General features: G+C 60.0%; 10 protein-coding genes and 1 pseudogene. 7 read left to right on the top strand and 4 right to left on the bottom strand.

From position 1 onward, the window contains the following. The first annotated feature begins 98 nt into the window (after positions 1-98). Positions 99-1178: a 4-hydroxyphenylpyruvate dioxygenase gene (gene hppD / locus NA645_RS13795; protein WP_256049344.1), complete on the top strand. Its 1080-nt coding sequence runs from the start codon at positions 99-101 to the stop codon at positions 1176-1178. Between the two features lie 61 nt (positions 1179-1239). Here hppD and NA645_RS13790 read toward each other — a convergent pair whose 3' ends face one another. Continuing rightward, positions 1240-2169, bottom strand: a complete 930-nt coding sequence (locus NA645_RS13790; RefSeq protein WP_256049343.1) for a LysR family transcriptional regulator — start codon at positions 2167-2169, stop codon at positions 1240-1242. 144 nt (positions 2170-2313) lie between these two features. Here NA645_RS13790 and NA645_RS13785 point away from each other — a divergent pair, with 144 nt between their 5' ends. Both NA645_RS13785 and NA645_RS13780 read left to right on the top strand, forming a co-directional pair. Continuing rightward, a complete protein-coding gene (locus tag NA645_RS13785) occupies positions 2314-3363 on the top strand; it encodes an oxidoreductase (protein ID WP_256049342.1) in 1050 nt (349 codons plus the stop codon). A gap of 57 nt (positions 3364-3420) precedes the next feature. After that, positions 3421-4734 (top strand): NTP/NDP exchange transporter, encoded by a 1314-nt coding sequence (locus NA645_RS13780; protein WP_256049341.1) that lies wholly within the window; start codon positions 3421-3423, stop codon positions 4732-4734. 100 nt (positions 4735-4834) lie between these two features. Here the strand turns inward: NA645_RS13780 and NA645_RS13775 are convergent, their stop codons facing one another. From NA645_RS13775 to NA645_RS13765, 3 genes are all read right to left on the bottom strand, one after another. After that, a complete protein-coding gene (locus NA645_RS13775) occupies positions 4835-5227 on the bottom strand; it encodes a GFA family protein (RefSeq protein WP_256049340.1) in 393 nt (130 codons plus the stop codon). A 193-nt stretch (positions 5228-5420) separates the two neighbouring features. Next, the gene (locus NA645_RS13770) at positions 5421-6029 is read right to left on the bottom strand and encodes a LysE family translocator (RefSeq protein WP_256049339.1); all 609 of its coding nucleotides are present in this window, start codon (positions 6027-6029) and stop codon (positions 5421-5423) included. Between the two features lie 247 nt (positions 6030-6276). Further along, positions 6277-7224 carry a LysR family transcriptional regulator gene (locus NA645_RS13765; RefSeq protein WP_256049338.1) on the bottom strand — a complete coding sequence of 316 codons (948 nt, stop codon included), beginning with the start codon at positions 7222-7224 and terminating at the stop codon, positions 6277-6279. Positions 7225-7378: 154 nt separating this feature from the next. On the opposite strand from NA645_RS13765, the gene NA645_RS13760 reads away from it, so the two are divergent. The 4 genes and pseudogenes from NA645_RS13760 to NA645_RS13745 all read left to right on the top strand — a co-directional run bounded on the left by NA645_RS13760 (position 7379) and on the right by NA645_RS13745 (position 12499). Further along, positions 7379-8614, top strand: coding sequence for a uracil-xanthine permease family protein (locus NA645_RS13760; protein ID WP_256049337.1), 1236 nt, complete (start codon positions 7379-7381; stop codon positions 8612-8614). A gap of 295 nt (positions 8615-8909) precedes the next feature. Beyond that, positions 8910-10301 (top strand): annotated as a pseudogene (locus NA645_RS13755) (amidohydrolase family protein). Between the two features lie 33 nt (positions 10302-10334). Further along, positions 10335-11042, top strand: a complete 708-nt coding sequence (locus NA645_RS13750) for a sulfite exporter TauE/SafE family protein (protein ID WP_256049336.1) — start codon at positions 10335-10337, stop codon at positions 11040-11042. Between the two features lie 200 nt (positions 11043-11242). Beyond that, positions 11243-12499, top strand: coding sequence for an OprD family porin (locus NA645_RS13745; protein ID WP_256049335.1), 1257 nt, complete (start codon positions 11243-11245; stop codon positions 12497-12499). Positions 12500-12505: the final 6 nt, after the last annotated feature.

Below are 12505 nucleotides of genomic sequence, written 5' to 3'. Positions count from 1 at the left end.
CCTCGGGCGTAGTGTCCGCGGGATTTCCTGTGCGCCGCCGGGCTGACGTTGCCCTCACGTCAGCCTTTATCAATGCACAGCCAGTCAAGGAGCCAATCATGGCCGACCTATTTGAAAACCCCATGGGCCTCATGGGCTTCGAGTTCATCGAATTCGCCTCGCCCACCCCGAACGTCATCGAGCCAGTGCTGGAAAGCATGGGCTTCTCCCACGTCGCTAACCACCGTTCGAAGGACGTGGCGCTGTACCGCCAGGGCGAAATCAACGCCATCGTCAACCGCGAGCCCAAGGGCGTTGCGGCTTATTTCGCTGCCGAGCATGGCCCGTCGGTGTGCGGCATGGCCTTCCGCGTGAAAGATGCGCAAAAGGCTTACGCCCGCGCGCTGGAACTGGGTGCTCAAGCCATCGAATTGCCTACCGGGCCGATGGAGCTGCACTTGCCGGCGATCAAGGGCATCGGTGGCGCGCCGCTGTATCTGATCGACCGCTTCGGCGAAGGCAGCTCGATCTATGACATCGATTTCGTGTTCCTGGAAGGTGTCGATCGTCATCCGGTCGGTGCCGGCCTGAAGATCATCGATCACCTGACCCACAACGTGTACCGCGGCCGCATGGCTTACTGGGCGGACTTCTACGAGAAGCTGTTCAACTTCCGCGAGATCCGCTATTTCGACATCAAGGGTGAGTACACCGGCCTGACCTCCAAGGCCATGACCGCGCCGGACGGCATGATCCGCATCCCGCTCAACGAGGAATCATCGAAGGGTGCGGGGCAGATCGAGGAATTCCTCATGCAGTTCAACGGCGAGGGCATCCAGCATGTGGCCTTCCTTACCGATGACCTGATCCAGACCTGGGACAAGCTCAAGGCCAGCGGCACGGTATTCATGACCGCACCGCCAGAGACCTATTACGAAATGCTCGAAGGACGGCTGCCGAATCATGGCGAACCGGTCGAGGAGTTGAAGTCGCGCGGCATTCTGCTCGACGGTGCTTCGGAGAATGGCGAGCAGCGCCTGCTGCTGCAGATATTTTCCGGCACGCTGCTGGGCCCGGTGTTCTTCGAGTTCATTCAGCGCAAAGGCGACAGCGGCTTCGGCGAGGGCAACTTCAAGGCGCTGTTCGAATCCATCGAGCGAGATCAGATCCAGCGCGGTGTGCTCAGCACCGCCGAGTGATCGCATTGACGGCAGCCGGCTTCGGCTGCCGTTCGCTTTTCAATCGGCTCGGATGGGGCCGCTACAGTAGCCGGTCGGGCGCGGCGGGTGCGCTTTCGAGCGCCTCCGCCTTGATGAAGTCGACGAAGGCCCGGAGCGGTAAGGGCATATGGCGACGCCCATGGTAGTAGAGGTAGGGGCCGTCGAAGTGCTGCCACCAATCCTCGAGTATGGGCACCAGGCGTCCATCGGCGAGCGGCTCGCGCAGGAAATCCTCAAAGGTGTAGATGATCCCAAGGCCGTTGATGGCCGAGCGGGTCTTCAGATCATGCGATGACGTCAGCAGTTGCCCGCGCGGTGGAATACGCAGGATGCGCCCGTCTTTCTCGAACTCGAATACACCCACCTTTCCGCTTTCGAAGCGATGGCCCAGCAGCTCGTGGCCGTCCAGCTCCTCGGGATGACGGGGCGTGCCGCGCGCCGCCAGATAGGTGGGGGCCGCAGCGGCGACGAAGCGTTGTCGGCGCGGCCCGATGGGCACGGCGATGGTGTCCTTGGCCAGGCTTTCCTCATAACGCACCCCAGCGTCATACCCACCAGCGTTCACGTCGATGAAGGTGTTATCCATCACCACCTCGACACTGACGCCGGGATAGAGCTTGAGGAAGCGTGCCAGCAGGTCAGGCAATAGGAAGCGCGCCACCGGCACCGGCACGTTCAACTTCAACGTTCCGACGGGGCGATGTGCCTCGTCGTCCAGGTCATTGAAAGCGGCGTCGATTTGCTGCAGTGCCGGACGCAGTCGCTCAAGCAGCCGCTCGCCTGCGGCAGTTGGCGTGACGCTGCGTGTGGTGCGGTTCAGCAGGCGCAGGCCTACGTCACTTTCCAGCCGGCGCATGCAGTCGCTCAGCGATGAGGCCGAGAGGCCGCGCTTCTGTGCCGCAGCGCGAAATCCGCCGGCTTCCACCACAGCGGCGAACAGCGCGACATCAGTCAGGTTGGGTTGGCGCATGGCAGCTCCTCAATGTGCCCGAACTGTACGCCAGACCGTACGGGGCATCCATGAATATCCGGCTTATCCTCGGATATCCGTACACCAATAATCCCTTCTCGTCCGGACGCACCGGACATCCAAAGACGAGAAGAGGATTTAGCTATGTGGAACCTATCTACCCATTCGACGAACAAGGCGAGCAGGCCTTACCGTGTTTTACAGATGGCCCGCGCGTTGATCGCAGGCGTCGCGTTGGCAGGGGCTCTTGCCGCAGAGGCCACGAACCGTGCCGCGCCAAAGCCCGACTGGTCGGCCAGCGATATCCCCAGCCAGCAGGGCCGCATCGTTCTGATCACGGGCGGTACCAGCGGTATGGGTTATGAGGATGCGCTGGCGCTTTCACGCGCTGGCGCCGAAGTGATCATCGCCGCGCGCAACCCCGAGCGTGGCCAGGAAGCGATCGCGAGCATCCAGCAGGCGGTACCCGATGCCCGCGTGCAGTTCGAAGCCGTGGATCTGGCTGATCTGGCGTCCGTACGCAGCCTGGCTAGCCGCTTGCAGACACGACTCTCGCGGCTCGACGTGCTGATCAACAACGCCGCCATCATGGCCCCGCCGACTCGCGGCACGTCCGCTGACGGTTATGAGCTGCAGCTGGCGACAAACTATCTCGGGCATTTCGCCCTTACTGGCTTGCTGTTACCCATGCTGCGCGAAAGCGAGGACCCGCGAGTGGTTAGCCTGTCGAGCATCGCCAGCGCGCGGGGCCGCCTGAACTTCGCTGATCTGCAGGCCGAACGGGACTACAACCCTTACGCCACCTACGCGCAGTCCAAGCTGGCCGTGCTCACGTGGGCTCTCGAACTACAGCGGCGCAGCGATGCCGCCGGCTGGGGCATCCGCAGCATCGCCGCGCACCCAGGCGTCGCCGTCACCGAGCTGATCGCACGCGGCCCTGGGCTGAACAGCGAATTCGGCAAGCAATGGGCGCAAGACCGCGACGAGTACCACTCCGCCGCGCAGGGCGCCCTGTCGACGTTGTATGCCGCTACAGCCCCTGATGCGCTCGGTGGCGGTTATTACGGGCCTACTGGCGAGGACGAGAAGCGCGGACCGCAGGGTTTCGCCCGGATGCCCCAGGCGGCAGCCGACTCCGATGCGGCCGAGCTGTGGCAGGTATCGGAGCGACTCACTGGTGTGATCTATCCCTGAACGCCGCGGGCACGGGGAAGCTCCGTGCCTGCAACCACCGATCTTTCAGGAGCGCCCATGAACGCGTCCTCTTTGATGCACCGTTTAAGCGTCATTCTCAATGCCGAAAATCACGAACTGCGCCCTGCGCTACATGGCTTCCTGCTGTTCGTCTGTCTGTTCGCGGGTTACTTCATGCTGCGCCCGATTCGCGAGTCCATGGGTATCTCGGCCGGCGTGGAGAATCTGCAATGGCTGTTCACTGCCACCTTTTTTGTCATGCTGGCGGCCGTGCCGCTGTTCGCCTGGCTCAGCTCCCACGTGCCACGTTTGCACTTCATCGACTGGGTGTACGGCTTCTTCTGCGTGAACCTGCTGGTCTTCGCGGTGCTGTTTGGCATGCAGGCGGAAAGCCCCTGGATGGCTCGCGTCTTCTACGTGTGGATATCGGTTTACAACCTGTTCGTGGTGTCGGTGGCCTGGAGCCTGATGGCCGATGTATTCGACGGCGATCAGGCCAAGCGCCTGTTCGCCTTCATTGCCGCCGGCGCCAGTGTCGGCGGGCTGGCTGGACCGGCTCTTAGCGCCTTGCTGATCGGGCCGTTGGGCGAGTCCGGGCTGATGTTGCTGGCAGCCGTGCTGCTCGGCATTGCCATGGTGCTCAAGCGTGTACTGATGCGCTGGCGGGAGGAGGGCGGCGCTGGCCGCCGCGGTGCGGTACCTACCGAAAGCACGCGCCGGCCCTTGCGCGGAAACCCGTTCAGCGGGCTGACCGCCGTAATGAAATCGCCCTATCTGCTCGGCATCGCAGGCTTCGTGGTGCTGTTGGCCACCGTCACCACTTTTCTCTACTTCGAGCAGGCGCGTCTGGTGGCCGAGCACTTTCCGAACCGCGAGGCGCAGGTTCGCGTATTCGGCACCATCGATCTGGTGGTCCAGGCAGGCGCACTGCTGTCTCAGTTGTTCATCACCGGGCGTGTCGCCCAGCGGCTAGGGGTGGGCGTGCTGCTAGCGCTGGTACCGCTACTCGTCTGTGCAGGTTTCATCGGGCTCGCGCTCGCGCCCAGCTTTGGCTTGCTCGTGGCGCTGATGATCGTGCGCCGCATCGGTGAGTACGCATTCGTTCGTCCGGGGCGGGAAATGCTCTTCGCGCCGCTCGACGCCGAGAGCAAGTACAAGGCGAAGAACGTCATCGACACCGTCGTCTATCGCGCCGGCGACGCCATCAGTGGTTGGGCCAAAAGTGCATTGGACATGCTCGGTCAGGGCGTGGGCCTGGTTGCGTTGATCGGCGCGCTCTGTGCGCTGCTGTGGGGGTATCTGGGCTGGGAGCTTGGCAAAAGGGCTGACCAACGCAAGCGTGCGCCGGTGGTTGTGCCCGCGGTTACGTGATGGGCATTTTTTCACAGCAGCGACCGGGGCCACGATGGAGCGACTCCTTGATGACTATCACAAGGCTCGTCTCCGAAGACGGTGGTTTGCCGGAGGCCACCTAGTCCTCAAAGCGGCCCGTGGCGTCACGGTCGTGCTCATACCGTCTGGTGAGAGGAAACAACGGCAACCAGGACTCGCGACGGACCGTCCAGCTCTCATAGGTGGGCATCAGTTGGTCAGGGGCATCCAGGGATCCAAGGTTCACCTCGATTTCGTCCGCGGTACGCGCGAAAACGGACGAGCCGCAGCGAGGGCAGAAAAACCGTCCAGCGTAATCGCGTGTTTCGCCTTCGATCGTCACCGCGTCCTGAGGGAACACTGCGGCAGCAAAGAAGACGGCGCCGTGATGCTTGCGGCAATCGAGACAGTGGCAAAGGCCGACCCGGTACGGGCGCCCCGACGCCACAATTCGGACATTCCCGCAAAGGCAACCGCCAGTGAATCGGTCCATGCTGCTTCTCCTCTGAGTCAAAGGTTCGGAATTTTGCGAAGAATTCCCGTCGGCACCGATGATGCGCCCGCTCGCTCGTGCACCTCGCGGATGACCAGTATTGGTGCTTGTGCAAATTCTGCTAAACGAATGCGAGATTTATTGCCGCGTTAGTTGATGAATCTCCTGCCCGACTGGAGCCGGTGGACCGTCCTTACATGCGAAGGGGCAGGGCGGCACCGATCACGACGAAGATTCCCCCGCAGGCCTGGTTGAAGCGCCGCCCAACACGGGCCAGCAATGGCCGGACCCTGTGCGCCCCGCTCGCCAGCGCGAACTCGGTGATGATCTCGGTAGCCGCGAAGGTCGCGGCTACCACGACAAACTGTTGCACCATGCTGCGCTGAGGATCGATGAATTGGGGTAGAAAGGCACTGAAGAAGAGTAGGACCTTGGGATTGGTTGCGGCAGAGAGCAGGCCCTGACGAAACAGCAACCAGCCTTTCGCCTCGGCATATGCGCCGAGGGAGACAGAGATTGCAGGCGAACGCCAAACCTGGATACCGAGCCAGACAAGATAAAGTCCACCGATCCATTTCAAAGCCGTCAGCCAATGGATAGAGGACTGAATCAAGGCCCCGATGCCAAACATGCACAGCGCGATGATCAGCACGAAGCCCAGCGCGCCACCGAGGATGGTAAAGCAAGTTTTGCGGCTGCCATGCATGGCGCCATGAGTGAGGGCGAGCAGACCATTGGGCCCCGGCGACAACGACAGGCCTACCGATGTCGCCAGAAAGACAAGCCAGGTTTCGAATTGCATATGTAAGAGCGTCTCTTCAGAGCCTGACGAGGAGAGGGCGGTTGGAGAAGTGTATGCCGGAACGCAGCCGCTGCTTGGTTGGTTAATGCTTCTGACCAGCCTTCGCATGCAGGCCGCCAGTGGCTGTTTTTGGCCGGGGCTGAATAAAAACGCTTCTGCCTGGACGCGACCCAAATAGCGCCGCTACGTGCCTTGCCGGCATGAACAGAATATTGCGCTGCGCTGATCCATTTCTGCAGTGCTTCTTCTACCGAAGCACCAAATTTTGATTTATACGACCCTCAACGGCGGCCGGTTCGATAGAAAGCATTGCTTCTCGCAGCTGCTCTATCAGCACTGTTACGGCCAGCGGCATTTCGCGCTCGGCATGGCAGCACAATGTCAGCTGAGCCTTCGCAATGTGGCCATCGGCGAGTGGTTTGAACACCAGCTCTTCCCGAGCAAGCTCGCGAGCGATATCCAGCCGATTGAGAAACGCCACCCCCAGTCCTGACCGAACCAAGGATTTGATGCTCAGGATCCGGTTGCATGCCGATAAAGAGCTAAGGTCGACATCTGAACGCGCCAACACCTGTTCGAGCGTCGAGCCGTGGAACATCTCGGCTCCCGGCAGGATTGTGGGATAAGAACTGAAGTCGCGTAACCAAACAGTCTGCTTTTCAGCCAGTGGATGGTTGGGCGCCATGACCGCACCGAACTCCAGCCCGACCTGTTCGATAAACCGGACCCTGCGGGTTATTGGTGGGTTGATGCAGATACCGATGTCTGCGTCGCCAATCAGCACCTGCTCCAGAATGGTTTCTGTCATACCGGTGGCAAGTATCGAGCGCACACGCGGGAACCGCTCATGGAACTTGAATAGGATGTCGGGCAGCATCTGGTCAGTTAACGACTCCACGGTAGCGATCCTGACTTCCGCACACCCGGCGCCCTTGATCTCCCCGAGTTGCTCCAAGAGTCGCCGTTCATCTCGCTGCCATTGTCGCACTTGTTGAAGCAGCAGCTCACCAGCCGGTGAAAGTCTCAGGCCACGCGGAAGTCGTTCGAATAACGGCACACCAAGCTCATCCTCCAATTTCAAAATCTGGCGATTAATGGCTGAAGCTGCCACATGCAGCCGCTCCTCGGCCTTTCGTAGCGATCCCTGACGCGCTAGCTCTTCGAAATAACGAAGCCCCGACATCAACAAATTCATCGTCCTGACCTTTTATGACTGTTGCTGAATCGGCAACAAAGCAGCCGAAATATTGTTATAGACCAGAACAGTCGAGGCTACTAGGGTTCGCTCATAGAGGCGGCTATGCCGCTCCCAGTGAGCTACCGAACACAAAAATAAAAGGACAGCTGCTATGAGAACGACCCAGACGCCTTTTGAAAAAAGCTTAGATCCAGTGGACGAGAGACTTCCTATACGGACCCTCATCATTTTCGGCCTGCAACACGTTTTGGTTATGGCAGCGGCGCCAATCACGGCGGCCTTTTTGATCGGTCACACGTTGGGGCTTTCTGATGATGTAACCATCAGTCTCATGAGCGCCATTTTCTTAGCCTGTGGCCTGGGGACCATCCTCCAATCCACCGGTGTGGCCGGCTTCGGAGCCCGGCTTCCCTTCGTACAGGTGCCCGGCGGAGCACCTTTGGTGATTTTTCTAGGTATTGCCCAAGCCACTGACCTACAGACCGCCACCGGTGCCGTCATCATGACCGGGTTGTTCTACTTTCTGGCGTTGCCCTTTTTTACCAGGGCGCTGAGGTTCTTCCCGCCTATCGTGATCGGCACCATGCTGTTGCTGGTAGCCGTGAATCTGATCCGCATCTTCGGCAGCCTAATCACGGGCCGCCCGGGTTCGCCCGACTTTGCCAACATGACGAGCATTGCCTTAGCGCTGGCGACAATCGGATTTACCGTGCTCTTTGCGCGCGTTTTTACAGGCATGTGGCAGCGCATTGCGGTCATGCTCGGTTTGCTCGCAGGCGCTTTGGTTGCAGTAGCGACGGGAAGTATGACGGTTGAAAACGTGATGACCGGGGCCATGTTCGCGTTGCCCGAGGCGTTTCCGTTTGGGATGCCCAAATTCGATATTTTCGCTTCGCTTCCGTTGATCATCTTTAGTGTGGTTTCGATGACCGAAGCGACGGGTCAGACCATGGCCACCGCTGAGATCGTAGGCCGACATGGCGACCACCGCTCGATCGTTCCGAAGAACATCCGCGCCGACGCGTTGGGGTCGGTATTCGGCGGCTGTTTCGGCACCTCCTTGATCATTACCAGTGGCGAAAACATCGGAATCATCCGAGCAACAGGTGCTCGCTCCCGCTATGTCACTGTCATGGCAGGCTGCATGCTCACGGTGATGGCGCTTTTCGTCCCGCTCGCCAGGCTAGCCTACGCCGTGCCCAACGCTGTGGTCGCCGGCACTGCCGTAATCGTCTTCGCCATCATCGGGGTGATGGGGATCAACATCCTGCGCAGGGTTGATTTCAACACCAACGGCAATTTGTTCACGCTTGCATCAGCGTTGGCCATGGGCCTGATACCGATTGTTGTGCCTGGCTTCTACAGCGCGTTTCCCTCTCACTTCTAGGTTGTTCTGGGCAATGGCTTGGCCATGGGAACCCTGACGGCCGTGCTCGTGAACATCCTTTTCCACCACATGGGCAGCAGCTCCTCTCCAGCTAAAACAGCCGAGGCAGAGGTAGCGATGGCCCCCGCTGACCCTAATAAATCTTCCGCTTCGGAATAGCTCCGCCTGCCTCTACGCCCGAGCTAGAAGCGCCTGATGCTTGGCCGTAGGCCCGCTCGCTCAAAGGTTTGGTTACCGCGCTATTCGTGACAAGCACTTCACTGGCAACACGCAACTATGAATCTTAAGGACTGATATGAAACCGGCGAAAGAACATCTACCGAACCAGGAGCAATTAATGGCTCCCAATCAATTGCTCGCGCCGGAGTGGCTATTGCTGCCTGAGGGCCCCCGCCAAGGCCACGCCGTGTTGGTGACCGACGGGTGTTTTACCGATGTAGGTCCCCTGGCGTTGCTGCAAGGTCGTTATCCGGGTTTACCGGTACTGCGCCTGGAGCGTCAGTTACTGATGCCTGGGTTTGTCGATACGCATCACCACCTGAGCCAGAGCTTCGGTAAAGGACTCGTGTTCGGGGAGCCTTCCGAAATCTTCAAGCGCATCTGGGTGCCGCTGGAAGGCAGCCTGAACGCTGAGCTGCTCTACCTCACGTCAAAACTGGCTGCTCTTGAGGCTCTGCGTGGAGGCTTCACAACGGTTTGCGATGCGGGGACACGTGCGCAGGAGGGGTTGGAAGCTATCGCCAAGGCTGCGAAGGAAGCGGGCATCCGTTGTGTTCTGGCAAGGGTTTGCAGTGACCGCCGCGGCGAGGACGTCCTTGATTCCGCTCCTGTTCTTGCCGATGCCGAGCGGCATCTATCTGCATGGGACAGCGACCCGCTGATCGTTCCGTCACTGGCCGTCCCGATCCCGGAAATTGCTACGGATGACATGTTGAAGCGCGTGTATGGGCTATGTGCAGAAGCAGGGCGCGTGTTTCAAAGCCATGTCAATGAGCATCTGGTTGCAGTGGAGCGGTCCCTCGAGCGCTTTGGTCTGCGTCCGTTGGAACAACTGTACAAAGCAGGCGCTTTAGGCCCGCAGGCTTTGTTGGCTCATGCCACGCTGCTTACGCCTTCGGAGCTGTCCCTGCTGAGGGATAGCGGCGCGGCGGTTAGCTACAACCCTGTCGCTAGCGCATGGAAGGGCAACGCTGTCGCGTAGGCCCTGATGATGCACAGCCTGAACGTGCCGTTAGGACTCGGCACAGACGGGACCCGGAGCGATGGATTCCGCTTGCTCGATTACGCCGAAGCAGCACAGCGCTTCGCTCATGGCCTTGCCGTCGGGGACTCGGTTTGCGGTTCTGGTCAGGTCTGGTTGGATGCGGGCACGCAAGGCGGCGCCAAGGTACTCGGTCTAGGTGGCGTGACCGGACGCATCGCAACGGGTCTATCAGCGGACTTCCTGCTGGTCGATCTGGCTGTTCCCGAATTGCTGCCTTCTTGGGATCTGTCGTGGGAGCTGGTTCGCCTCGTCAACCGGGACCAGATCCAGGCGGTGGTTGTGCAAGGGCAGTTACGGTTGTGGCAGGGATGGCCAACGGACTGGGACGCGCAGGCGCTCATGACTCAGGTCGATGCGTTGGCCAAGGACGTCATCGCTAGAGCGCCCATTCACAAGGTCAATCCCAGCCCTTTGAATCGGTGATCCCTTCCATCATTAACGTGCACGGATCCAGCCATGCCGATCGAATCGTTTTTCTTCATCGCAGTCGCCGTCGCCGCAGGTGCTCTCGTTCAGGGCACGACAGGTATGGGATTTGCCTTGATCGTGGCGCCGGTGATGGGGCTGTTAGAGCCAACATTGCTGCCCATCACCTTGTTGGCCTTGATGCTGCCGCTCAACGCCATCGTTGCGTGGCGTGAGCGTCACGCTATCGATCTGCGGGGCAGTTCGTGGATTACCTTGGGCCGGGTGTTCGGCACGTTCGGCGGGATATGGGTGCTCTTCTGGCTACCGTTGTCCCAGCTCAATGTGCTGATCGGCTTGTCGACGATTGCGGCTTGTCTTGCCACTTGGATGGCACCGGTCTTCGTACCGGGTCGTTGCGCGTTCGTTTCCACCGGGCTCATAACGGGTATCACCGAGACGGCCACAGGTATTGGTGGTCCCCCATTGGCATTGGTTTACCAACATTCGCCAGTGGCTACCCTCCGCGGGTCCGTAGCCCTCTGCTTCCTGATAGGTGAAGTGATTTCCCTGGCAGTGCTCGCGGCAGGAAACCATCTGCATGTCGAGCAGTTTCCGCCCCTGTTGTGGTTGTTACCGCCGCTTGCGTTGGGCTTGGCGGCTAGCCACTGGGCACGGAATGTTATCGATGATGTCCGTCTGCGCCGCTTCGTACTCCTGTTTGCCTTCGTCTCAGGGCTGTTGCTCTTGGCTCAATAAGACGGCGTTGGCTTAAACGCGATGGTTGCTCGATTCCATTCAGTGGTGGGAATCGACAACAGCAAGGCTTGATCAGTGCTGTGGCTGATTGAGCACCACTGACCTGTTTGCCGCCAGCGCGGCAGCACTACTCCCCCTCGCTTTCGACATCCGCAACGGCGGCGGGGAGCCCTCAACCTTGAAAAAGGAAAATAACAACAATGAATCACCACACCACCCAAGCAAAATGTTTCCTCGCACCCACTCTGCTCGCCGCGTTCATCGCCGCTCTCGTCCCGCTGACCGCCGGTGCCGAGGGATTCGTCGAAGACGCCAAGATCACCGTGAACGCGCGCAACTTCTACATCGGCCGTGAATTCCGCGACGATTCCATTACTCGCACCAAGGCCGAGGAGTGGACCCAAAGCTTCTTCCTAAACGCCCAATCCGGTTACACACCCGGCCCGGTCGGCTTTGGCGTCGACCTGATTGCCGGTTTAGCGGTCAAGCTCGACGGCGGTCGCGGTACTACCGGTACCGCCCTGTTGCCGCGCGACAGTAACGGCCGCCCGGTCGACGACTATGGTCGCCTGGGCGTAGCTGCCAAGGCCAAAATCTCGAATACCGAGCTGAGAGTTGGCGAAATGATGCCAGTGTTGCCGATCCTGCGTTCGGACGATGGTCGCTCGCTGCCGCAGACCTTTCAGGGCGGCATGATCACCTCGCGCGAGTTCGATGGGCTGATGCTCTCTGCCGGCCAGTTCCGCCAGAACAGCGTGCGCGACGACGCGAGCACGGAAGACATGAGCTTTGACGGTGGCGTATCAGACCGCTTCAACTACATCGGTGGCGAATACGCCTTCAATGACAAACGCACCACCGTGGGCCTGTGGACCGCTGAGTTGAAGGATGTGTACGAGCAGCAGTACGTACAGCTGCTGCACACCCATCCGCTGGGCACAGACTTGTCCCTGACCGCCAACCTCGGCTATTTCCAGGGTGACGAAGATGGCAGCGCCCGTGCCGGCGAGTTGGACAACAAAACTTATTCCGGCCTGTTCGGCCTGAAGGCTGCCGGCAACACCTTCTACGTCGGCTTGCAGAAGGTCAGCGGCGACGCGTGGATGCGCGTCAACGGCACAAACGGCGGCTCGGTGGCCAACGACAGCTTCAACAACAGCTACGACAATGCCGGCGAGCGTTCCTGGCAGCTGCGTCACGACTACAACTTCGCTGCATTGGGCATCCCTGGCCTGACCTTGATGAATCGCTACATCAGCGGCGACAACATCAGAACAGCCGATACCGAAGACGGCGAGGAGTGGGGTCGCGATACTGAGCTGGCTTATACAATCCAGAGCGGCCCGGCGAAAAACCTCAACATAAAGTGGCGTAACTCAAGCTTTCGCTCCGAGATTAACGCCCGAGACCTCGACGAGAATCGCCTGATATTCAACTTTCCGTTCTCGATCCTGTAGCTGCGG

The sequence above is a fragment of the Stutzerimonas stutzeri genome (genome assembly GCF_024448955.1).
Taxonomy (GTDB): domain Bacteria; phylum Pseudomonadota; class Gammaproteobacteria; order Pseudomonadales; family Pseudomonadaceae; genus Stutzerimonas; species Stutzerimonas stutzeri_AQ.
This window is presented reverse-complemented; position numbering and strand designations above follow the sequence as displayed.